Raw genomic sequence first — 22,626 nt, 5'->3', positions numbered from 1 at the left:
GATGCTGGAGAAGACGCTGGCCATCAACGGGGACGACGGATGCCTCGTGAGTAACAACTGCTCCCTGTACTACACCGAGACCTCGTACAAGAAGACGCGTGGCAGCAAAGTCACGATCCAGCTCGCGCTGGTCACCGACACCAAGCTCTTCCTGGACGAGCAGAGGCCGGTCTCCGCCGGTCAGACCGTGTCGCGCAACTGGGGCGGCAAGAAGAAGTCCGACGCGGGCGGGTGTTCCGTCGCCGGCTACATGAAGGCCCGTACGGGGAACTACTACACCCCGAACCTCAACATCTGCTAGCCGGTTCCTCAAGTGGCCGGGGCGCGTACGAAGCGCTCCGGCCACGCGCATTCCAAAGGATCACCTTGTGCTTAACGCGTCCATCGCGGCCGTCCCCGGCCTGGTCGCCGTCTTTCTGGTCCTCGCCGTCATCGTGGGGGCACCGACAGCCCTGATCGCCAAGGCGCGGAACAAGCCGTGGCGGCCGCGGACGGCGCTGGCGATCTGCCTGACCGGCGTCGCGACCGTGACCCTGTTGCCGGGCAGCGGCGGCCTGGCGGCCGGGCAGTGCGACACCGGCGTCCCCGTCCACCTGTTCACCTCACCGAGTTCCCTGCTCAACATGGCCCTCTTCGCGCCCGGCGCGGCACTGGCCGTCGTGCTGTTCAGACGACCGGTCACCGTCGCGGCGGGGTTCGGCTGCCTGAGCGGAGCCGTGGAACTCGCCCAGTCGGTGCTGCACCTGCACCGCTCATGCAGCCTCGAAGACGTCGCCGCCAACGCGACCGGCGCGGTGCTCGGCTGCCTCGCGGGCGCCCTCTTCCTGCGCCTGCGCCGGGAGCCGGTCCGCCGCCCCGCACGTGACCTGCTCTGGGGGGCCGCGGTCGCCGTCGTCGGCGCGGTCTCGATGACGGCCTTCTTCCACTCCTGGATCGAACCTGTCGACATCGTGACCCTGGACGACCGGCGGCACGACTTCACGGAGTCCTCGGTCGAGGCCGTCGAGTGGATCGCCACAGCGGCTTCCGACGTCTTCGGAAGTGACACGCGGGTCCGGGAGACCAGCACCGAAAAGTCGGGCGACCGGCTGAAAGTCACCGCCGAGAGCAACCGGGGCGGCATCACAGGATGGTGGCCGCAGAAGAGCCTGGAACGCGCCTGGTCGTCGAACTCCCGGGGAGACGAAGGCACCCTCGACGAGACCCAAGTCGCCTCTGCCGCCGACAAGTTCACCGCGAAATGGTTTCCCAAGAGCGTCGCCGGGAGCGAACGGTCGGTCCGGCCCATGGGCGACGGGCCGACGCGGGCCTATCTGGTGACGTACCGGCGCTATTCCCACGGCGTGTTGATGCCCATGCGGCTCGACCTGACGATCACCACGACAGCGCGCGTCATCGGGTTCACGTCCAGCCCCGTCGACGACCCGGCGTTGCCACCGGCCACTGTCGACAAGGGCGAAGCCAAGAGCATCGCGCGCAACACGACCGGTCTGCCGGCTGAATCCGCGCTGCTCCTTGCCCAGCGGGTGCGGGGGGTGTGGCGGCCGGTCTGGTTCGTGGGCAGCGGCAAGGAGGACGTCGTGATCGACGCCGTGACCGGACGGGTGGTCTCCGGCGCTGTCGCGGGTTCCCGGTGATCCGGTCGTCCCCGGCCGTGCCCGCACCGGAACCCGGGCAACCGGGACTCGGGGAACCGGGATCCGGGGAACCGGGACTTGGGGAACCGGGACTCGGTGTCGGGGGACGTTTCTTTTACGAAGAACCGTGAGGGAAAGAAACCAAACCAAACCCCACCTTTCCTCCCCAGGTCGGCAGCGGCTCCGGCGCTCTCACTCTCCCGGGTGAACATCACCAACAGGGGTGGATTGGGGGCGGGTTGTATGCCCTACGCTCGGCCTCACCACCCCAGACATACGACGGCCCTCGCGGGGACTGGCATCCCACTGCGAGGGCCTGACCAACAAGGAAGCTTCACCTTCCCGCTGGCCCACCACACAGGAAGCTTCACCTTCCCGATGGACGTTCAAAACCCTACCGTCCCCATGCGCCCGCAGTCCCGTCCCGGCGCGGACAAGCACCCGATCCGGCGGCATCCGAACGCGGGTCTGACCCACGACAACTCCCGCCATACCGCCCACTTCACGGTCATCGGCAACCATCTCGCCCAGCACCCCGTGATGTCCCTGCTGGCGATCGGCCTCGCCACCCACATCCAGTCGCTGCCCGAGGGAACTCCGGCCGGGATCAAGGCACTTGCGGGCCGCTTCCCCGAGGGCGTGACCCGAATCGCCGCGGCGCTGCGGGAGTTGGAGGCGCATGGGTATCTGCGGCGGGTGCGGGAGCGGGTGCAGGGCGGGCAGATCATCACGCGGACGGTGTCCTGCAATCAGCCGAGGAGGGGCGGGGGCCACACCGACGGGGAGGGCAACGGGGGCGGGGGCGGGCAGAGTTACGGTCACGCCGTCCGGCACGGAGAGGGCAGCGGGGGCGGGCATGGCCTCCGGCACGGAGAGGGCAGCGGGCAGTCCTGCGGCAGCGGCAGGCGCGGCATCAGCAACAGGCACGGCACCGGACATGGCGGCGGCAACTTCGCCGAGGCTCACGGCGGGGACGGTCGCATCGGGGACGGCGACTCCGATGACGCCCGCTTCAGCAGCGACGACGGTTACGCCGAGGGGGGCGACTCCGGCGAGGGTTACGCCAAGGGCGACGACTCCAACAGCGCCCACGCCAACAGCGGCGACAGCCACACCGAGAGCGGCAACTCGGGCGACGGTCACGCCAACAGCAGCAACGGCGACTCCGAGGGCGACGACTCCGGCGACGATCACGCCAGCAGCAACGCCCACACCGAAGGCGGCAACTCCGGCGACGATCACGCCAGCAGCAACGCCCACACCGAAGGCGGCAACTCCGGCGACGATCACGCCAAGGGCGACGACTCCACCGACGCCCACTCCAACAGCGGCGACAGCCACACCGAGCGCAACGACTCCAACAGCACCCACCCCAACAGCAACAACGGCGACCCCGCCAGCCCCGTACGCCCCAGCACCCCACCCCTCCCCCCACCGCCCCGCAAGAACACCCTCCCCCCAGTCCCACAACCCTCCTGCAAAGCCCCCGCCCTCCTCCAGGAAGCCGCCGACGTCCTGGCCGGCCTGCACCGCCTCGACCCCCGTCTCTTCCTCTCCGCCGCCGACGTGGAACACCTCGCCCCCGGCGCCGCCGCATGGCTGGAACGCGACCTCTCCTTCACGGCCGTACGCCGAGCCCTGACCGCCGACCTCCCCCACGAACCCCTGCACCGCCCAGCAGCCTTCCTGGCCCACCGCCTCACGGCCCAACTCCCGCCCCTGCCAAGGCTGGGAACCCGCCGAGCACCCCAGCCACCACCCGCGAGCACCGTAGGACCAGCAGCCCCGCAAGATCCGGCATGGCCGCCAGCCCCGCAAGATCCGGCAGATCCGGCATGGCCGCCGGCACCCCCGCCACCAGGCCGCCGCCAACCCACCCTCTGCCCCGAATGCGAACACCCCTACCCCTCCCGCACCCCGGTCCCCCCAGGCACCCTCTGCCGGGACTGCCGACCGCACACCACGATCACCCGCCCCGTAGGACACTTGACGCACCAGCCCGAAGGAGAAGCGCCGTGAGTGCCCAGCCCGAACACCCGGCGGACCGCCGTATCCCGGCTGTCCCGCACACCATCAACGCCATCGGCGACGCCCTGACCGGCGAACAGCGCGCCCTCTTCTACGGCGAGGTCCTGGCCACCGAACAGGACGACGTCCCTGCCGTCATGAACCGCTGGTGGAAGACCGCCATGCTCAACCGGGCCCCGGGCGCCGACATCAGCCGGACCAACGCCATGAACGGCCGCCGCCTGGTCTCCGTCGAGGATCTGCTGGAGCAGGTGAAAAGGCGGACCGGATGACCCACCCGTCACAGCGCGGCTGGACCGTGTGGACGGACGAGATCCCGGCAGACGTCATGCTCGACATGCCCCCGGACCTCTCGCGGACCTCTCGGCGAAGATCCTGGACTTCCTGCTCGCTCTGGGGGCCGAGGCGGGTGCCGCTGTCGACGCGGACCGCGAGCCACCCGGCGATCCGATGGACGACCTCGGGGTCCGGTATTCGCTGGAGGTCGCGGGCGAACCGGTCATCATCGAGTACGCCGTGATCCGCGAGGAACGGCAGATCCGGATTCCGGTCCTGGTCTGGCTCCACTGACCGACCTGGCGGCCACCGGGCCGGACACGCGGAAAGGGCCCCGCAAGGAGCCCCTTCGCTTCACCGGCCCCTACTTGAACGTGATGACCCCATCCACGTTGCACCAGATCCGCATCTGATAGTTCACGCTCTCCGGGAAGCCCTTGACCAGGGCCGATACCAGGACGTTCTCGCCGTCGTACATCTGGCCGCCGCCGGCCGACTGGGACGTCGTGCCGCTGTTCCAGCTCCCGCACCACGTCACGGTGAAGCTCACGCCGAAGCCGCCGTAGTCACCGCAGTTGTTGCCCGCGTCGCGGACCCAGCCGCCGGTGAAGTTGAACGAGGCGTGCTCGCGGGCGTGCCAGACGCCGCAGCTGATCGCGCTGCACACCTCGGCGGTGCCGCCGGTGTTGTAGACGGCGGCGGGCCGCGCCGCCCCGGTCCGGGCGAGCGCCCGCACCCCCGGCCGCACCAGCTTCACCGGATCCTGGTGCACCGTCACCTTGTTCTTACAGCCCTTGGGCAATTTCAGTACGGCACACTCGGCCGCCGGAGCGGGCACGGTGTACGTCTTCGTGTACCCCTTCAGCGCCGCCGGACCGGGCGCGAAACCCGTAACCGCCGACGCCGTCCCGACCGAGAAACCCACGGCCGCGAAAGCGATGAAAAGCGCCGCTAGAGCGGCGAACACATTCCGCATATCCCGAACAGCACGCATTGAATTCTCTCCCCCGCGGAAAACACCCTACGACGATCTGCCGCTGCCCCAGATCCTGCCGAACCCGCGCCCCCACCGCCCACCTCACCACCCCAGATGACGGGATTCCGGGCCGGGCACCGGCCTGACCTGCGGCGACCCGGGCTCGCGTGACGGGATGACGAGACGCGCCGGCACCGAAAACAGAAAAAGGGCCCCGGGACACCACCGTCCCGAAGCCCTTTCCCCACCTCATGAAGCGACGCCCCGCACATCAGCCCTTTACGAATGCCCGAGTTCCGCCGACTCCGAATCCCCGGCCCCCACCGACACCGACCCGGAATCAGCGGCAGGACGCAACGGGAACGGATCCACCAGCGTCTCGTCGATCACCGGTTCCGGCGGCTTCGGCGCGGCCGGCATCACCGCCGCCTCCGAATGCCCCCCGCACCCGTACGCGAGCGACACGACCCGCCCGTCCGCCGGAGAGAACTCGTTCGCGCACACCCCGAAGGCCTGCCCGAGACTCCCCCCGATCGGCGAGAGGAACCCACAGCTCACACAGGTCGCCGGCGCCGCCTGGGCCATCGGGGTCTGCGCCCCGAACGCCTCCTCCCAGCGGTCGGCCGCGATGTGCAGCCCGTACCGGGAGAGCACCCGCGCCCGCCGCAGGCCGAGCTCTTCGGCCACCGCCGCGATCGACCCCCGCGCGGGCACGGCCGAGAAACCGGCGGTGAGATCCGCGTCCTCCGCCTCGACCAGCGCCGCGAGACCGGGCGAGAGCGGGGAGTTGGGGGCCGGCTCGTCGTCCCCGGAGTCACCGGCGTTCAGCCGGGCATCGTCCACAGCACCGTTCGCGCCGGCGTCACCATCGTCCTCGGAAGCCTCGGAAGCCTCGGAAGCCTCAGAAGTCCCGGAAGCCGCAGAAGCACCGGAAGCCTCGGAAACACCGGAAGCCGCAACAGCCGCAGAAGCCTCGGAACCGGCAGACACCTCAGAAGCCGCAACAGCCGCAGAAGCCCCAGAACCGCCGGCCCCCGCCGCCCCCTCCACAACCCCCGGCTCCAGCCGCCGATCCTCCGCCTCCGTAGGCAGCAGATCCCCCGGCCCCATGTCCCCAGGCCGCAACCGCTCACTCCACGGCACCCATTCGGGCGCCAGAATCGCATCGGGCCCCGGCAGCAGCACAACCTCGTCGAGCGTCACCAGCTTCGCCCGGGACGCGCGCGCCACGGTGGCCGCCCACCGCCACCCCCGGTACCCCAGCTCCTTGCACTCGAAGAAGTGCGTGACGACCCGGTCACCCTCCGAGACCAGGCCGACATGCTCGCCTACGACGCCCGGCGCCGCCGCCTCCTCGGCTGCGGTGCGCGCGAGGTCGACGGCCTCCGCGCACAGGCGGTCGGGGGTGCGGCTTCGCGTGGTCGCTGCGCTCACAGGTATCGCTTCTCTCCTACGCCGTCTGTCGGGTGCGGTGTCTCGGGCAGCAGCAGCGGCCGCGAAACGGAGCGGACCTGTGGGCCGCGTCGACGTCCGCGTCCGAAACGTGCTCGGGCGCACCTGTGCCATCCATTGTGCGGGATGGCTGAGATACGCACGCTACCTGCTCAAGGCCGCCGCGCCCACACCGACGGGACCCCGGGTCGGACAAGTACGCGTCCATACGCGCGGTAACGGCACTACTCAGGGCTTTCTCGGGGCACTATGAACGGCGTGGCTACCGCGCGTACACCCCAGGGCGCGACCGGAATCGGCAAAAGCGGCAGAGGCGACGCCGGCAGGAGCCGGGGCGGCGGACTCCTCCGCTCGATCGGCCGTGCCCTGAACACTCCGTTCAGCGGTACGGCCCGGGGTATCCGCAAGGCGACCAACGCGCACGGCGCCGGTGAGTCGGGCCTCGGCCGGCTGATCGAGCTGCACGCGGTGAACGGCGCCGGCGACGTCATGATCACCGTCGCGCTCGCCTCGACCGTCTTCTTCTCCGTCCCCACCGACGAGGCCCGCGGCCGGGTCGCCCTCTACCTCGCCATCACCATGGCGCCGTTCACCGTCCTGGCCCCCGTCGTCGGCCCCCTCCTGGACCGCCTCCCGCACGGCCGCCGCGCCGCCATGGCCGGCGCGATGCTCGCCCGCGCCCTGCTCGCCCTGGTCCTCTCCGGCGCCGTCGCGACCGGCAGCATCGAGCTGTACCCGGCGGCCCTGGGCGTCCTGGTCGCCTCGAAGGCGTACGGGGTGGTCCGTTCGGCCGTCGTACCCCGGCTGCTGCCGCCGAAGTTCTCCCTGGTCAGGGCCAATTCCCGGGTCACGCTCGGGGGGCTGCTCGCGACCGGGGTGGCCGCGCCCATCGGGGCCGGGCTGCACGCGATCGGGCCGGGCTGGCCGCTCTACGGCGCCTTCGTGATCTTCGTCGCGGGCACGTTCCTGTCCTTCTCGCTGCCGCCGAAGGTCGACTCGGCCAAGGGCGAGGACGTCGCCCTCCTCGCGGCCGACGAGGAGCATCTGCACGGCCCCCTGCGCCGCACCGCCAAGCGCCCCGGGCTGCGTACGGTCGGCGCCGGCGTCACCCACGCCCTCGGCGCCAACGCCGCCCTGCGCTGGCTGTCGGGCTTCCTCACCTTCTTCCTCGCCTTCCTGCTCCGCGAGCACCCGCTGACCGGGCAGAGCGCCGTCGTCTCACTCGGCATGGTCGCCGTCGCGGCGGGCGCGGGCAACGCGCTGGGCACGGCCGTGGGGTCCGCGCTGCGCTCCAAGGCGCCGGAGCTGATCGTGGTGACGGTCGTCGCCGTCGTCCTCGGCGCCGCGCTCACCTCCGCCGTCTTCTTCGGCGCGTTCCTCGTCGCCTGCCTCGCCGCCGTCGCCGGGTTCTCGCAGGCGCTCGCCAAGCTGTCCCTGGACGCGCTGATCCAGCGGGACGTGCCGGAACTCGTCCGCACCTCCGCGTTCGCCCGTTCGGAGACGCTGCTCCAGATGGCGTGGGTGTTCGGCGGGGCGGTCGGGATCGCGATGCCGCTGAACGGGCCCCTGGGGCTCGCGGTCGCGGCGGCGGTCGTCGCGACGGGGTGGCTGACCACGGCGAAAGGGCTGCTGGGGGCGGCCAGGCGCGGGGGCGCGCCGCGTACGAGGGTCGTCTGAGGCCGCGCCGAGGCCGTGCTGAGGCGGTGCTGAGCCGGTGCTGATGCGGTGCAAACCCCAGCCCCGCGTGGCGTAACGCACCGCGACGTCGTACCCCGCGTAAGCCGACCGGCGTACGCGCCCGATAGCCTTCCGCCCATGACCAAGCAATCCGCTGCTGTGCGACGCCGCCGCGCCGTCGCCGCCGCCGGCGCCGTGTCCGCCGGACTGCTCGTCCTCTCGGCCTGCGACAAGCCGACCCCGCGCGCGACGATCACCGTCGGCACGTCGTCGGTGAGCGAGGAGGCCACCTGCGGCGGCGAGGGCAAGTCGCTGAACACGGCGGCCCTGACGACCTGCCTCAAGGACAGCGACATCCAGTCCATCAAGGTCGACCCCGAGGCGACCGTACGCTTCGGCGTGGACCCCGACGTCGCCGACAAGCGCTGGACGATCCTGATGAACGGCCAGCCGCTCACCGACGACAGCGACAAGACGTACCGCACGATCCCGGGCAGCGTCTTCTTCAACGCCCAGTACGGCGCCCAGGGCGACTCCACGCTCGTCACCATCAAGGCGGGCGACGGCAAGAAGAGCAGCCAGTCCGTGACCGGCCTGTGGTCCTTCCGGCTGAAGAAGGACGACTGACCACGTCCCGCACGAGCGCACCGCGCATCCTCGTGGCCACCGCCGTCCCCGCCGAACGGGACGCGGTGGCACGGGCGTTCACACCCACCGACACGTCCGAGATCCCGGGCGGCCTGACCCTCCACCACATGGACGGTCCCTACGACCTTGTCGCCGCCGGAGTCGGCCCCGCACTGGCCGCCGCGGCCACCGCGACCGCCCTCACCGCCGCAGCCCTTAAGGGCACCCCCTACGGCCTGGTCGTCAGCGCCGGCATCGCGGGCGGCTTCGCCCCTGACGCCCCCCTAGGGGCCCTGATCGTCGCCGACGAGATCACCGCCGCCGACCTGGGCGCGGAGACCGCAGACGGCTTCCTCCCGGTCACGGAGCTGGGCTTCGGCCAGGTCACCCACCGCCCGCCCCCAGCCCTCGTACGCGGCGCCGCAGCCGTCTCCGGGGCCCGTACCGGCGTGGTCCTCACGGTCTCGACGGTCACCGGTACCGCTTCACGGGCCGCGCTGCTGCGTGCGCGCCACCCTCGCGCGCTGGCGGAGGCGATGGAGGGCTTCGGGGTCGCGGAAGCCGCCGTGGCGCACGGAGTTGAGGTTCTGGAGGTCCGGGCGGTCTCCAACCCCGTTGGCCCGCGCGACCGTTCGGCCTGGCGCGTTCCCGCCGCGCTGGCGGCCCTGACCGAGGGGTTCGGGAAGCTCCGCCCCGCACTGGAGAGTTGGAACCGGCATGAGCAGTGACACCCCCTTCGACGGGCCGTTGCGGATCGCGTACTCGCCCTGCCCGAACGACACGTTCGTCTTCGACGCCCTCGCCCACGGCCGGATCGCCGGGGCCCCTCCGCTGGACGTGACGTTCGCGGACATCGACATCACCAACGGCATGGCGGAACGCGGCGAGTTGGACGCCCTGAAGGTGTCGTACGCGGTGCTGCCGTACGTCCTCGACACGTACGCGCTGCTGCCGTGCGGGGGGGCGCTGGGGCGGGGGTGCGGGCCGCTGGTGCTCACCCGCGAGGCGGGGGTGGATCTGACCGGGGGTACGGTCGCCGTGCCGAGCGAGAGGTCGACGGCTTATCTGCTGTTCCGCTTGTGGGCGGCGGACGTTGTGGCGGGCGGGGTGGGGCGGATCGTGGTGATGCCGTTCCACGAGATCATGCCGGCCGTGCGGGACGGGAAGGTGGACGCCGGACTCGTCATCCACGAGGCCCGGTTCACGTACCAGAACTACGGGCTGCACAAGCTCGCGGACATGGGCGAGCACTGGGAGAGCACGACCGGGCTGCCGATCCCGCTGGGCGCGATCATCGCGAAGCGGTCGCTGGGCGCCGAGCGGCTGGAGCGGCTCGCGCGGTCCATCAGGGCGTCCGTACGGGCCGCTTGGGACGATCCGGAGGCCTCGCGGGCCTATGTGATGGAGCACGCGCAGGAGATGGACCCGGCCGTCGCCGACCAGCACATCGGGCTGTACGTCAACGAGTTCACGGCGGATCTCGGTGAGGCCGGCTATGCGGCGGTGCGCGGGCTGCTGACCCGCGCGGCGGCCGAGGGACTGCTTCCGCCCCTCGGCCCGGACGCGCTCGAATTCCCGTAGGGGTGTTCCCGTAGGGGTGTTCCCGTAGGGGTGTTCCCGTAGGGGACGTTCCCGTAAGGGGTGTTCCCGTAAGGGACGTTTCCTTAGGGGACGTTCCCGTAGGGGCCGTTCCCTCGCTTACACGTCGAGCTGGTCGGCGACCGCGCGCAGCAGGCCGGCGATCTTCGCGCCGGAGGCCTTGTCGGGGTAGCGGCCCTTCTCCAGCATCGGGGTGATGTTCTCCAGGACGGTCGTCAAGTCCTGGACGATGGAGGCCAGTTCGTCCGGCTTCTTGCGCTGGGCGGCGGCGACCGACGGGGTGGGGTCGAGGACGACGACGGAGAGCGCCTGGTCACCGCGCTGCCCGGCGACCACGCCGAACTCCACGCGCTGGCCGGGCTTGAGCGTATCGACTCCGTCGGGGAGGACCGAGGAATGGACGAAGACGTCACCGCCGTCGTCGCGGGAGAGAAAGCCGAAGCCCTTCTCGCTGTTGAACCACTTGACCTTGCCGGTAGGCACGTCTGTCCTCGTCCTCGTACTCGTCGGAAAACTGCTTCTGTCGTAAAACCGCTTCTGAAAACCGTCCTTGGACCTCGGAACCCTTGGACCCGGAACCCCTCGGCACCCGCGGAACAGCTCTGGACAGCAGTACAGCGGGTCGTCCATGACCCGCCGGTACCAAGGCTAATGGTCTGTGCCCGGGTGACAAGACGTCCCCCGGCTGTTCCTTCGGGACGGGAACTACCCTGGTCCGGTGCGCGACAAAACCCAAACGAATTCCGCCGTTCCCGGTGACCGACTGATCCGCGCCGGTGCCCTCGTGTTCTTCGCGGGGGCCGCGGCCACTCTCGTCACCGTGACCCCGCTGTTCCTCGGTACGACGCCTTTTCCGACGTACATGTTCGGATTGAGCATGCTCATGGGGGTCGGATTCCTCATCGCGGGCGCGGGCGTCCTGCGTTCGATCGCCGCCGGCCGCCGTCAGGCCCGGGGGTCCGCCTAAGGGGCCGCAGGGGCCTCGCCGCTGCCGGGCACGGCCGCCAGATAGGCCGAAAGCCACCCCGGGAACTCAGCCAGACCGGCCAGCACGACATCCGCACCCGCCCCGCGCAGTTCCTCCGCATCACAGGGCCCGGTGGTGACCCCTACGGAGAGCGCGCGGGCGGCACGGGCGCCCCTGACGTCCCCTACGTGGTCCCCCACATAGATCCCGGCGCCGTGCTCCTTCAGCGCCACCGCCTTGCGCTCGGCCCACAGATCCCCGATCACCGCGTCCGGGTTCAGCCCTAGGTGCTCCATGTGCAGCTGGGCGTTCGGCTGGTGCTTCGCGGTGACGACGACGGCCTTGCCGCCCGCCGCGTGGACGGCCTCGATCGCCTCACGGGCGCCGGGGAGGGCGTACGTACCGGTGATCGCGTGCGCCGGGTACATCGCGCGGTACAGGGCGGCCATCTCGGCGACGCGGTCCTGGGGGAACCAGTTCGCCATCTCGTCCTCGACGGGCGGACCGAGACGGGAGACGACCAGGTCGGCGTCTATGGGGGTGCCGGTGCGGGCGGCGAGGGCCGTGTAGCAGGCGTGGATGCCGGGGCGGGAGTCGATGAGGGTCATGTCTAGGTCGAAGCCGACGACGGGGGCGGAGGGGGAGGGGGCGGGCGGCGAGGAGGGCGAGGAGGTCATACCGGTCATTGTGTCCCGTGGGCGATCCCTTAAGGGGTGCCCTGGGCGGGCGGTCCCTTAAGGGCGTGCCCTTGGGTGGACGGTCCCTTAAGGGCGTGCCCTTAGGTGAGCGGCCCTTACGGGCATGCCCTTAGGTGGACGGCCCCTTAAGGGTGTGCCCTTAGGTGTGGGCGGTGCCTTACGGGCGTGCCCCTAGGGCCTGTCCGGCGGATCAGGCCAGCCGGCAGCGAACGGTGTCGGCCGGCTGGCGTGAGCGGGGTCTGGTGCGTGCGGCTGCAAGGCGGAGGAGACGCTGACATCTGCCGCTGCCGCAGCGGGCGACGCGGTGGGGGCACCTCCCGGCCGAAGGCTGGGGGACGTCGGCAACCGACGACAACGCCTGGGGGTACCCCCTGGAGGGCGTGCCAGACCCCGCGACCCCAGCAGGATCCGCCGGACAGGCCCTAGGTGCTGAGGGGCCCTGGCCGCTGGCCGCCGTGGGGTTTCCGGCCGCCAGGGCCTACTTGCCGCGCTGTGACCTCCACACCAGGAACAGCGCGGACAGCACCGCCGCTCCCCTGACCACCCACGGCCAGGTCTGTGCGATCGCGTCGTTCATGTGCCCGTCGGCGATGGGGTCGCCCCAGCGCCCGTCGGTCCGCCCCCACAGCCAGACGAGCCCGGCCGCCAGCGCGCTGCCCGGCAGGTAGAAGACGGCCCACTTGGTCTCCCGGTCGGTGAGCCGGCGGGAGGCGTACGCGATGAGCCAACCGGCGAGCAGGGCGAGGAAGTTGCCGAGCACCGCGCCGGCGACGAGGCAGGCGGCGGCGAGCAGGAGGAGGGGGTTGGTCCAGCCGGGGGTAAGGGCGCTCGCGCGGGCGGGGAGGGGGAGGAAGCGGCGTCTGCGGGGGGCGGGGGTGTCGTCGGCGGTGCCGGTGGCGTCCGGGGTGGCTTCCGTCGCCGGGGCTTGAGCCTCGGCCTCTGCGGGGTCCTTCTCCAGGGTGGGGCGCTTGAGGAGTTCGGGGATCTCCACGCCGCCGATGAAGCCGGGGACTTCGTCGTCGTAGCCGAAGGGGTTGCCGGGGCCGCCGAGCCCGCCGAATCCGCCCGGTCCGCCGAATACTCCGGGGCCACCGGGGCCGCCCGGCCCGCCGTCGCCGGGGAGGCCGGAGTCCTTCTGCCACCAGTCCTGGAAGCCCCCTAGGGGGCGGTGGTCGGAGGTGGCGCGGGGCTCGGGGACGGTGCCCTTAGGGGAGCCCTTAGGGGCGGGGTCCTTCCGGAGGGACGCTGAGGGATCGCCCTTAGGGGACGCGGGCGCGAGCGGCTGGGCGGGGATCGCGGCGGCGGGGACGCCAGGCGCACCCGCCCCGGCCGGACCCCCCGCCGCGGCGACGACGTCGTCCGGGCTCCCCAGCCGGGAGATGATGCGCCGGACGGCGGCGGGACTGTCGACGGAGGTCTTCGCGCGCCGCCGGTCGATCTCGTCCCGCAGCTCCGAGACCAGCCGCATACGGGTGGCGGAGGCCAGCTGCTGTTGCTGGGCCACGTCCCCGACACGGCTCAGATACTCGTAGACGACTTGGTCGCTCTCGATACCCACGGAAAAGAAGCTATCGCGCCAAGGGGGTCTGCCGGGCGGGGAGTTCGGGAGGGGGCGCAGGAGCGGAGGCGTCCCCTAGGGAAGCGGCGAGGACGTCCCTAGGGGAAGCGGCGACTCCTCCAGGGCCACCCCCGAGCCGCCCCCGAGCCGCCCCCGGGACTCCTCGCCGGCCGCTCCCGAGCCGCCGCCCCTCCCCCTAGGGGCCACCCCTCGGCCCCCGTACCCGCTAACGTGGGCCAGATGAGCACCCCTCGCTCCCTCGCGGAAGCGCTGCGCGCCGGTGATGACGACTCGCTGGCCGCGCTGTTGCGCGACCGGCCCGATCTGGTGAGCCCGGTGCCGGCCGACCTCACCCAGCTGGCGACCAGGGCGGGGACACGGGCGTCGGTCGTGCGGGCGCTGGAGCGGCTGGACCGGTTCACGCTCCAGACCGCCGAGGCGCTGGCCGTCGCCGGGGAGCCGGCGTCGTACGCCGAGCTGGTCGGGCTGATGGCCGGGGACGAGCGGGACCCCGTCGTCGTCGCGGCGCTGCCCCGGGCCCTGGGGCTCCTTAAGGGTCAGGCGCTGGTGTGGGGGGACGACAAGCAGCTGCGGCTGGTGCGGACCGCCCGTGAGCTGCTGGTCCCCTCCCAGCAGCACCCGTCCCCTACGGGACTCGGGCCCAGCGTGCAGGAGGCGGCCTCGGGGATGTCTCCGGGTCGGATCCAGGAGATCGTCGCGCGGGCCGGGCTGCCCTCCACGCATGACTCGGTCAGCGCGATCGCCGGTCTCACCGCGCTCTTCTCCAGCCGCCGCAAGCTGCGGGCGCTCCTCGCGAAGGCCCCGGCCGACTCCCTCGACGTGCTCGCCCGGCTGGTCTGGGGTCCCCCGTACGGGCAGGTCACGGCCGATCCGGCGGCGAGGCTGCGGTGGCTGCTGGACCGGGGGCTGCTGCTGCCGACGGCGCCCGGGACGGTCGTCCTGCCGAGGGAGGTCGCGCTGCATCTGCGGGAGGGGCGTGCGCACCGCACCCCCGAGCCGCTGCCGCCCGCCGTCGAGGCGGCCGGCACCCACCATCCACAGGTTGTGGACGCCACCGCCGCCGCCCAGGCGCACGCCTCGCTGGCCATGGTGGAGGAGCTGCTGAAGGAGTGGGACGAGGGGGGTCCTGCGGTGCTGCGCGCCGGGGGCCTGAGCGTGCGGGACCTGAAACGGACCGCCACCGCCCTCGACGTGCCCGAGCCGATGGCCGCGTTCTGGGTCGAACTCGCCTACGCCTGCGGCCTGTTGGCCTCCGACGGCGAGGCGGACGAGCGGTACGCGCCGACGCCCGTGTACGACGAGTGGCTGGCGCTGCCGGCCGCCGAGCGGTGGTCGCTGCTGGCGCGGACCTGGCTGTCGGCGACCCGCACGTCCGGTCTGGTCGGCAGCCGCGACTCCAAAGACCACCCCCTCTCGGCCCTAGGCCCCGGCCTGGACCGCTCGATCGCCCCCGAGGTACGCCACCGGGTACTGGCCCTCCTGGCGGACCTCCCGGAGGGGGTGTCCCCTACGGGCGATTCCCTCCTGGCGAGACTGCGCTGGGAGCGCCCCCTAAGGGGCCCGCAGCGGGACGGTGACCTGCGGGGCCAGCTGGCCCGGTGGACGCTGGCGGAGGCGGAGCTGCTGGGGGTCACGGGGAGGGGGGCACTGTCCGGGGTCGGGCGGGTGTTGGTGGGGGTCGGGGTTCGAGGGGGAGGCGGGGCGTCGCAGGGGTTGGCCGCGGGAGCCGTACTCGGGAGCGGCGGGCCGGGGTCTCAGGGGCCGGTCGCAGGGAACCTACGCGGGAGCGGCGGGCCGGAATCGCAAGGGCTGGCCGCAGGGAACGTCCGGCGAGCCGGCGGGCCGGAGTCTCAGGGGCCGGCCGCAGGAGCCGTTCGGCGAGCCGGCGGGCCGGAGGCGGAAGCGGCGTCCGCAGGAACCGTAGGCGGCAGCGGCGGGCCGGCGGCAGGGAACCTACGCGGGAGCGGCGGGCCGGAGTCGCAAGGGCCGACCGCAGGGAACGTACGCGAGAGCGGCGGGCCGCAAGGGAACGTACTCGGAGGCGGCGGGCCGGCGCAGGGGCTGGCCGGGCTCGCCCCCTCCGCCGCAGGCGACAAGCTCCCCGCCCACCACAGACCGCACCACCCCTTCGCCCCCCACACCCCCCTCACCCCGGCGGAACAGTCGGTGGCGGCGGCGACGGCGGCGAAGCTGCTCGCGCCGCTGCTTCCCGATCCGCTGGACCACGTCCTCCTCCAGGCCGACCTCACGGCGGTGGCGCCGGGCCCGCTGGAGCGTCCGCTGGCGCAGCTGCTCGGGGTGCTGGCGGAGGTCGAGTCGAAGGGCGGCGCGACGGTCTACCGGTTCACCCCGGCCTCCGTACGCCGCGCCCTCGACGCCGGCCGCACCGCCTCCGACCTGCACGCTTTCCTCACGGCCCACTCCCGGACCCCGGTGCCGCAGCCGCTGTCGTACCTGATCGACGACGTGGCCCGCCGGCACGGTCATCTGAAGGTCGGCGTGGCGTCGGCGTACGTGCGCTGTGACGACGACGCGCTGCTGAACGAGATCCTGGCGGACCGCCGCTCGGCGCCGCTGCGGCTGCGCCGGCTGGCCCCGACGGTGCTGGCGGCGCAGGCGGACCCGGCGACGCTGCTGGACGGCCTGCGGACGATGGGCTACGCGCCGGCGGCGGAGTCCCCGGCCGGCGACGTACTGATCACCCGCCCCGACGCCCACCGCACCCCGCCCCGCACACCCCCCGAGCCGGTCCCCGACGGCCCCCCGCTCCCCGACCCGGTCCTGCTGACGGCGGCGATCAGGGCGATCAGGGCGGGCGACCTGGCGTCGACGGCCCCGCGCAAGCAGCCGCCGCCGGCTGCGGACACCCCGGAGCCGGACCGCGCCCCCGCCCCCGGCGCCCTCCCCCGCACCACCCCCGCCGACACCCTCGCCACCATGCAGGCCGCCGTCCTCACCGGCGACGCCCTCTGGATCGGCTACGTCAACGCCGAGGGCACCGCCACCCAACGCCTCATCGCCCCCGTCCGCGTGGAGGGCGGCTACGTCACGGCCTACGACCACACAGCGGACGAGGTCCGCACGTACCCGCTGCATCGGGTGACGGGGGTGGCGGAACTGGCGGAGGAGTAAGCCACCGACGGCCCCCTAGGGGACGGGACCCTTAAGGGCGGGACTCCTAGGGGCAGGGCCCTTAGGGGCCGGAACCCTTAGGGGACGCGGCTCGCCCCGCACGACCCCCCGCCCATGAGGCACACTGGACGTTTGCCCCCAGCCTCCCCCGAGGCCCCGGCGGAGAGGACGTGCCCCCGTGAACGGACCCCTGATCGTCCAGTCGGACAAGACGCTGCTGCTTGAGGTCGATCATGAGCAGGCGGACGCGTGCCGGCGGGTCATCGCGCCGTTCGCCGAGCTGGAGCGGGCGCCGGAGCATATCCATACGTACCGGCTGACGCCGCTCGGGCTGTGGAACGCGCGCGCCGCCGGGCACGACGCCGAGCAGGTCGTCGACGCGCTGGTGCAGTTCAGCCGGTACCCGGTGCCGCACGCGCTGCTGGTCGACATCGCCGAGACGATGGACCGCTACGGCCGGCTCACGCTCAGCAAGCACCCCGCGCACGGCCTGGTCCTGACCTCCACCGACCGCCCGGTGCTCGAAGAGGTGCTGCGCTCCAAGCGGATCGCCCCCCTCGTGGGCACCCGCATCGACCCCGACACCGTCGCCGTGCACCCCTCCGAGCGCGGCCAGATCAAGCAGACGCTGCTCAAGCTGGGCTGGCCGGCCGAGGACCTCGCCGGGTACGTCGACGGCGAGGCGCACCCGATCGAGCTGGCCGAGGACGGGTGGGCGCTGCGGCCGTACCAGAAGCAGGCCGTCGAGAACTTCTGGCACGGCGGCAGCGGGGTCGTCGTCCTGCCCTGCGGGGCGGGCAAGACGCTGGTCGGGGCGGGGGCGATGGCGCAGGCGAAGTCGACGACGCTGATCCTCGTCACCAACACCGTCTCCGCCCGGCAGTGGAAGCACGAGCTGGTGAAGCGGACCTCGCTGACCGAGGACGAGATCGGCGAGTACAGCGGGACGAAGAAGGAGATCCGGCCCGTCACCATCGCCACGTACCAGGTCCTCACCACCAAGCGGAAGGGCGTCTACCCGCACCTGGAGCTGTTCGACTCGCGGGACTGGGGGCTGGTCGTCTACGACGAGGTCCACCTGCTGCCGGCGCCCGTCTTCAAGTTCACCGCCGACCTCCAGGCCCGCCGCCGGCTCGGGCTGACCGCGACGCTGGTGCGCGAGGACGGGCGGGAGTCGGACGTCTTCTCGCTCATCGGGCCCAAGCGGTTCGACGCGCCGTGGAAGGAGATCGAGGCGCAGGGGTACATCGCGCCCGCCGACTGCGTGGAGGTCCGCGTCAACCTCACCGACTCCGAGCGGCTGGCGTACGCGACCGCCGAGGCGGAGGAGAAGTACCGGTTCTGCGCCACCACGGCCACGAAACGCAAGGTCACCGAGGCGATCGTACGAAGGTTCGCCGGGCAGCAGATCCTCGTCATCGGGCAGTACATCGACCAGCTCGACGAGCTCGGCGAACACCTGGACGCGCCGGTCATCAAGGGCGAGACCAGCAACGCCCAGCGCGAGAAGCTGTTCGACGCGTTCCGGGAGGGCGAGATCAGCGTGCTCGTCGTCTCCAAGGTCGCGAACTTCTCCATCGACCTGCCCGAGGCGACCGTGGCCGTCCAGGTCTCCGGCACCTTCGGCTCCCGCCAGGAGGAGGCCCAGCGGCTCGGCCGCGTGCTGCGCCCCAAGGCGGACGGCCATCAGGCCCACTTCTACTCCGTCGTCGCCCGCGACACCATCGACCAGGACTTCGCCGCGCACCGCCAGCGGTTCCTGGCCGAGCAGGGGTACGCGTACCGGATCGTGGACGCCGACGAGCTGCTGGCCGGGGAGGGTCAGTAGCGCCTTCGGCGGACGCCGGCCTCTTCGCCGTACTCGCCGAGTATCACCACATCGAAGGCGGCGCCCGCGTACACGCGGATCGCGTGCAGGGCGTCGCCCAGCCGGTGCCGGTGAGGTGCGGCCGAGGGGGTCGCTCCGGAGGGGCGACGACCGGGGGCCTGGACTGGGTTCAGGGTCGCTGCGCTCATGTCTCCATGGTGCGTTACCGGACATAAAGGGGGCATCGGTCTCGGGGGCGAATTCGGGGGGCGCTCGTACGACTTCCGGCGCGGGGGCGTACGACTTGAGGGGTACGGGGAGCCCTGACAGGGTCGGCCCGTACGGGAGCTCCCTGACAGGGTCAGCCCGTACGGGAACCCCCTGACAGGGGCAGCCCCCTAGGGGAGCCCCGTAATCCTGCGGACCTCCGTAAATCCGTTGGCCTCCCCCCACCCCCCTCGCCTACACTCTCCGCTCCCCGCCTCCCACCCCGGAGTGCCGCCGCCCCGGCCGGAAACCGGACGGCTCCCAGCAGCAGCCGCACGACCACCCGTGTACGTCCGCCCGGAGGCACCCCCTTGTCCACGCAGTCCCCCCACCAGCCCGCACCCCTGCCCGCCGCCGAAGACCCCCTCTCCCGCGAGCGCTCCCACCTCTCCGCCTCCCGCTCCGCGCTCACGGCGATGCGGCAGGACGTGGAGTCGCTGGACATCCGGGACGTGACGGCGAACTGGGTCAACGCGGAGGTCCTGACCCGCCAGATCGAGGACCGCATCAAGGCGCTGGCCGACCTGAGCGACACCCCGCTGTTCTTCGGCCGCCTGGACTACCTCCACGCGCCGGGCGCCGAGCAGGCGGAGGGCGCGGAGGGGGAACGCTTCTACATCGGCCGCCGCCATGTGCACGACGGCGACGGCGACCCCATGGTCATCGACTGGCGCGCCCCGGTCTCCCAGCCGTTCTACCGCGCGTCCAAGAAGGACCCGATGGACGTCGGCCTGCGCCGCCGCTTCGGCTACACCGGCGGCGACCTCACCGCGTACGAGGACGAGCACCTCTCCGACCCGGCGGAGACGGCCCGCACCAGCAAGCTGCTCCAGCAGGAGATCGAGCGCCCGCGCGTCGGCCCGATGCGGGACATCGTCGCGACCATCCAGCCCGAGCAGGACGAGATCGTCCGCAGCGGGCTCGCGGGCAGCGTGTGCGTGCAGGGCGGTCCGGGGACGGGGAAGACGGCCGTCGGCCTGCACCGCGTCGCCTACCTCCTGTACGCCCACCGCGAGCGGCTGGCCCGCACCGGCACGCTGGTCATCGGGCCGAACAGGTCATTCCTCCACTACATCGAGCAAGTGCTGCCCGCGCTGGGTGAGTTGACGGTACGTCAGGCGACGGTGGACGACCTTGTCGCGCACGTCGAGGTGCGGTCCGTGGACGACGCGGCGGCGGCCGTCGTCAAGGGCGACGCCCGGATGGCGGAGGTGCTGCGGCGGGCGGTGTACGCGCACGTCAGCATGCCGGCCGAGCCGGTCGTGGTGGTCAGAGGCTCGCGGCGGTGGCGGGTGGCGGCCTATGAACTGGAGGAGATCGTAAGGGAGTTGCTGGACCGCGACATCCGGTACGGCGCCGCGCGCGAGGCGTTGCCGCAGCGGATCGCGCACGCGGTGCTGGTGCAGATGGAGCGGGCCGGGGAGGCGCCGGACGACCGGGTGCAGGACGCGGTGGCCCGGGGCAGCGCGGTGAAGGCGGCGGTGAAGGGGGTCTGGCCGGCCGTCGACCCGGTGAAACTGGTCCAACGCCTGCTGAGCGAACCGGAGTTCCTGTCCGCCCACGCGGACGGCGTCCTCACCGCCGACGAGCAGCGGAGCATCCTCTGGGCGAAGCCGGCGCGCTCCCCGAAGTCCGCCAAGTGGTCTTCGCCGGACGCGGTGTTGATCGACGAGGCCGCCGATCTCATCGAGCGCACGCACTCCCTGGGCCATGTCGTCCTGGACGAGGCCCAGGATCTCTCCCCCATGCAGTACCGGGCCGTCGGCCGCCGCTGCACGACCGGTTCGGTGACCGTGCTCGGCGATCTCGCGCAGGGTACGACGCCCTGGGCGACGAGGAGTTGGGCCGAGGCCCTCGCCCACCTGGGCAAACCGGAGGCGGTGATCGAGGAGTTGACCGCCGGTTTCCGCGTCCCGACAGACGTCATCACCTACGCCTCCCGCCTCCTCCCCCACATCGCCCCCGGCCTCACCCCGGTCGCCTCCGTCCGCGAGAACCCCGGCTTCTTCGAGGTCCGCGCGATCGAGGAGACGGCGCAAGTCGTGGCGGCCTGTGAGGAGTTGCTGAGCAACGAGGGTTCGGTGGGCCTGATCGCGGCGGACGCGAGGATCCCGGTGCTGGAGGAGGCCCTGTCGAAGGCGGGCCTCACCCACCTGCCCCCCGGCACGGAGACGACCCAGGAGACCCGCCTGACCCTCGTACCGGCCTCGCTGGCCAAGGGACTTGAGTACGACTATGTGGTCCTGGACGAGCCGCAGGCGGTGGTGGAGGGGGAGCCGGACGAGCGGACGGGGCTGCGGAGGCTGTATGTGGCGCTGACTCGGGCTGTTTCGGGGCTGGTTGTGACGCATGTGGGGGAACTGCCGGTGCAGGTGGGGTGATTGGGGGGGCGATTTGGTGCGGGTGGGGTGATTGGGGGAGCTTTTCGGCGCGGGTGGGGTGATTAGGGGGTGATTCGGTGCGGGCCGGCCAAGTCGGCCCAAGCCGAGGCTTCGGCCAAGTCGGCCCAAGCCGAGGCCAGTTCCAGTTCCAGTCCCCCGTTCCAGCCCCCGCTCCAGTCACCGTTCCAGCCCCGCTCCCCTACACGCCCCCGTCCACCACCCCCCGCCACCGCGCAACCGCCTCCGCCGACACCGGCTCCCCCCACCCCCCAGGCCGGGCCGCGCTCCCGATGTGGAAGGCGTCCACTCCGGCCGCCACCAGCCGGGGCACGTGTTCCAGGCTCAACCCGCCCCCGACGAGGAGCTGTTGGCTGTATCGTCCGGCCTCCTCCAGCAGCACCGGCAGCCCCGCCGCCACCCCCTCGGCGGACCCCGCCGTGAGGTAGGTGTCCAGCCCCGGCACCCCCCGCAACACCTCCCGCACGGCCCCCCGGTCGGCGGAGTGGTCCAGCGCGCGGTGGAAAGTCCACCGGCAGCCGTCCAGCATCCCTACGACCCTCTCGACGGCCCCCAGATCGACCGCGCCGGCCGCGTCGAGGAACCCGAGCACGAACTGATCGGCCCCGGCCGCACGGAACTCCCCGGCCAGCCGCTCCAGTTGACGCAGATCCCCGGCGCCGAACCCCGCTTCGAGCCGCAGCATGACCCGTACGTCGATGTCGACGGCGGCCCGGACGGAACGGAACGTGGCGACAGCCGGCGACAGCCCGTCCGCCGCCATCTCCGCAACCAGCTCCACCCGATCCGCACCCCCCGCCTGAGCCCCCACCGCATCCGCGCCCCCCAACGCGATGACCTCCAGGACGGCACTCATCCGACTCCCTCCACAGGGCCTACAGGTCTAGTCCACCGGAGAGTACGACACGAACCTGGGGACGGGACGGAGGCGGGGCGGCAGGTCGGGGCGGGGCGGCGGGTCGGGGCGGCCGACTTGTCCGGGGGGGGCACCGCAGGTCGGGGCAGCGGGTCCGGGCGGCCGACTTGTCCGGGGGCACCACAGATCGGGAGCGGGCCGACAGGTCCGGGGGGCACCGCAGGCCGAGGCGGGGCGCACCGCAGGTCCGGGGCGGGCCGACAGGTCCGGGGGGGGCACCGCAGGTCCGGGGCGGGCCGACAGGTCCGGGGGGGGCACCGCAGGTCCGGGGCGGGCCGACTTGTCCGGGGGCACCGCAGGCCGAGGCGGGGCGGCACCGCAGGTCGGGGGCGGGGCGTCAGGCCGGGGGCGGCACTGCATTCCCGGGGACCGTATGCCCGGAGCGCCGCAACCCCGAGGGCACCGCACCCCACCGAGGGCAGCGCCGACCAGGCGGACGGCACCCGACCCCCGTCCCCGCAGCCACCCAACACACCGCCGCAGACGAACAGCAGCGCCGGTTCCGCAAGACGGCCGGCAGCGCGAGCCCCACACACCCCCGCAACCGCCATCGCCCCGGAGCCGTACGGGCCACCTCAGGCCACCTCAG

General features: G+C 72.3%; 19 protein-coding genes and 2 pseudogenes. 14 read left to right on the top strand and 7 right to left on the bottom strand.

Annotated elements, in window-relative coordinates; translation table 11 throughout:
* Nucleotide 1: 1 nt before the first annotated feature.
* From ACYUD3_RS36170 to ACYUD3_RS36145, 6 genes and pseudogenes are all read left to right on the top strand, one after another.
* Nucleotides 2–301 carry a hypothetical protein gene (locus tag ACYUD3_RS36170; protein WP_470979909.1) on the top strand — a complete coding sequence of 100 codons (300 nt, stop codon included), beginning with the start codon at nucleotides 2–4 and terminating at the stop codon, nucleotides 299–301.
* A gap of 67 nt (nucleotides 302–368) precedes the next feature.
* Nucleotides 369–1,637, top strand: a complete 1,269-nt coding sequence (locus ACYUD3_RS36165; protein ID WP_470979906.1) for a VanZ family protein — start codon at nucleotides 369–371, stop codon at nucleotides 1,635–1,637.
* A gap of 378 nt (nucleotides 1,638–2,015) precedes the next feature.
* A pseudogene (locus ACYUD3_RS36160) lies at nucleotides 2,016–2,399 on the top strand (helix-turn-helix domain-containing protein); the annotation flags it as partial.
* 684 nt (nucleotides 2,400–3,083) lie between these two features.
* A pseudogene (locus tag ACYUD3_RS36155) lies at nucleotides 3,084–3,656 on the top strand (hypothetical protein); the annotation flags it as partial.
* Complete coding sequence (locus ACYUD3_RS36150) at nucleotides 3,653–3,937, top strand: hypothetical protein (protein WP_470979903.1); 285 nt, start codon at nucleotides 3,653–3,655, stop codon at nucleotides 3,935–3,937. The pseudogene ACYUD3_RS36155 and the gene ACYUD3_RS36150, both read left to right, overlap by 4 nt.
* A 28-nt stretch (nucleotides 3,938–3,965) precedes the next feature.
* The gene (locus tag ACYUD3_RS36145; RefSeq protein ID WP_470979899.1) at nucleotides 3,966–4,235 is read left to right on the top strand and encodes a hypothetical protein; all 270 of its coding nucleotides are present in this window, start codon (nucleotides 3,966–3,968) and stop codon (nucleotides 4,233–4,235) included.
* A 70-nt stretch (nucleotides 4,236–4,305) separates the two neighbouring features.
* Here ACYUD3_RS36145 and ACYUD3_RS36140 read toward each other — a convergent pair whose 3' ends face one another.
* Together ACYUD3_RS36140 and ACYUD3_RS36135 are read right to left on the bottom strand one after the other, a co-directional pair.
* Nucleotides 4,306–4,866 carry a hypothetical protein gene (locus ACYUD3_RS36140; protein WP_470979896.1) on the bottom strand — a complete coding sequence of 187 codons (561 nt, stop codon included), beginning with the start codon at nucleotides 4,864–4,866 and terminating at the stop codon, nucleotides 4,306–4,308.
* Nucleotides 4,867–5,196: 330 nt separating this feature from the next.
* Entirely contained in the window at nucleotides 5,197–6,351 is a 1,155-nt protein-coding gene (locus ACYUD3_RS36135; protein ID WP_470979893.1) for a DUF3027 domain-containing protein, read from the bottom strand.
* A 276-nt stretch (nucleotides 6,352–6,627) separates the two neighbouring features.
* Between ACYUD3_RS36135 and ACYUD3_RS36130 the strand changes: the two genes are divergently transcribed.
* From ACYUD3_RS36130 to ACYUD3_RS36115, 4 genes are all read left to right on the top strand, one after another.
* Nucleotides 6,628–8,046: an MFS transporter gene (locus ACYUD3_RS36130; protein ID WP_470979890.1), complete on the top strand. Its 1,419-nt coding sequence runs from the start codon at nucleotides 6,628–6,630 to the stop codon at nucleotides 8,044–8,046.
* Nucleotides 8,047–8,205: 159 nt separating this feature from the next.
* Nucleotides 8,206–8,673 (top strand): DUF2771 domain-containing protein, encoded by a 468-nt coding sequence (locus ACYUD3_RS36125; protein ID WP_470979979.1) that lies wholly within the window; start codon nucleotides 8,206–8,208, stop codon nucleotides 8,671–8,673.
* Nucleotides 8,643–9,401 (top strand): futalosine hydrolase, encoded by a 759-nt coding sequence (locus tag ACYUD3_RS36120; protein WP_470979887.1) that lies wholly within the window; start codon nucleotides 8,643–8,645, stop codon nucleotides 9,399–9,401. Before ACYUD3_RS36125 ends, ACYUD3_RS36120 begins: the two co-directional genes overlap by 31 nt.
* Nucleotides 9,391–10,254, top strand: a complete 864-nt coding sequence (locus ACYUD3_RS36115; RefSeq protein ID WP_470979884.1) for a 1,4-dihydroxy-6-naphthoate synthase — start codon at nucleotides 9,391–9,393, stop codon at nucleotides 10,252–10,254. Before ACYUD3_RS36120 ends, ACYUD3_RS36115 begins: the two co-directional genes overlap by 11 nt.
* A gap of 117 nt (nucleotides 10,255–10,371) precedes the next feature.
* Here ACYUD3_RS36115 and ACYUD3_RS36110 read toward each other — a convergent pair whose 3' ends face one another.
* Entirely contained in the window at nucleotides 10,372–10,755 is a 384-nt protein-coding gene (locus ACYUD3_RS36110; RefSeq protein ID WP_470979882.1) for a cold-shock protein, read from the bottom strand.
* A 235-nt stretch (nucleotides 10,756–10,990) separates the two neighbouring features.
* On the opposite strand from ACYUD3_RS36110, the gene ACYUD3_RS36105 reads away from it, so the two are divergent.
* A complete protein-coding gene (locus ACYUD3_RS36105; protein WP_470979879.1) occupies nucleotides 10,991–11,239 on the top strand; it encodes a hypothetical protein in 249 nt (82 codons plus the stop codon).
* Here ACYUD3_RS36105 and ACYUD3_RS36100 read toward each other — a convergent pair.
* Complete coding sequence (locus ACYUD3_RS36100) at nucleotides 11,236–11,916, bottom strand: HAD family hydrolase (RefSeq protein ID WP_470979876.1); 681 nt, start codon at nucleotides 11,914–11,916, stop codon at nucleotides 11,236–11,238. The genes ACYUD3_RS36105 and ACYUD3_RS36100 overlap by 4 nt on opposite strands.
* 499 nt (nucleotides 11,917–12,415) lie before the next feature.
* Nucleotides 12,416–13,495, bottom strand: a complete 1,080-nt coding sequence (locus ACYUD3_RS36095; RefSeq protein WP_470979873.1) for a hypothetical protein — start codon at nucleotides 13,493–13,495, stop codon at nucleotides 12,416–12,418.
* A gap of 240 nt (nucleotides 13,496–13,735) precedes the next feature.
* Between ACYUD3_RS36095 and ACYUD3_RS36090 the strand changes: the two genes are divergently transcribed.
* On the top strand, nucleotides 13,736–16,648 hold the full coding sequence (locus tag ACYUD3_RS36090; protein ID WP_470979870.1) for a helicase-associated domain-containing protein: 2,913 nt from the start codon (nucleotides 13,736–13,738) through the stop codon (nucleotides 16,646–16,648).
* Nucleotides 16,649–16,826: 178 nt separating this feature from the next.
* Nucleotides 16,827–18,476 carry a DNA repair helicase XPB gene (locus ACYUD3_RS36085; protein ID WP_470979867.1) on the top strand — a complete coding sequence of 550 codons (1,650 nt, stop codon included), beginning with the start codon at nucleotides 16,827–16,829 and terminating at the stop codon, nucleotides 18,474–18,476.
* Here ACYUD3_RS36085 and ACYUD3_RS36080 read toward each other — a convergent pair.
* Nucleotides 18,470–18,664, bottom strand: a complete 195-nt coding sequence (locus ACYUD3_RS36080) for a hypothetical protein (protein ID WP_470979864.1) — start codon at nucleotides 18,662–18,664, stop codon at nucleotides 18,470–18,472. The genes ACYUD3_RS36085 and ACYUD3_RS36080 overlap by 7 nt on opposite strands.
* 474 nt (nucleotides 18,665–19,138) lie before the next feature.
* On the opposite strand from ACYUD3_RS36080, the gene ACYUD3_RS36075 reads away from it, so the two are divergent.
* Entirely contained in the window at nucleotides 19,139–21,103 is a 1,965-nt protein-coding gene (locus ACYUD3_RS36075) for a HelD family protein (protein ID WP_470979976.1), read from the top strand.
* Between the two features lie 199 nt (nucleotides 21,104–21,302).
* On the opposite strand, the gene ACYUD3_RS36070 is transcribed toward ACYUD3_RS36075, so the two are convergent.
* Nucleotides 21,303–21,977 (bottom strand): copper homeostasis protein CutC, encoded by a 675-nt coding sequence (locus tag ACYUD3_RS36070; RefSeq protein WP_470979861.1) that lies wholly within the window; start codon nucleotides 21,975–21,977, stop codon nucleotides 21,303–21,305.
* Nucleotides 21,978–22,626: the final 649 nt, after the last annotated feature.

The organism is Streptomyces sp. AMJ-169 (genome assembly GCF_055597585.1).
This window is presented reverse-complemented; position numbering and strand designations above follow the sequence as displayed.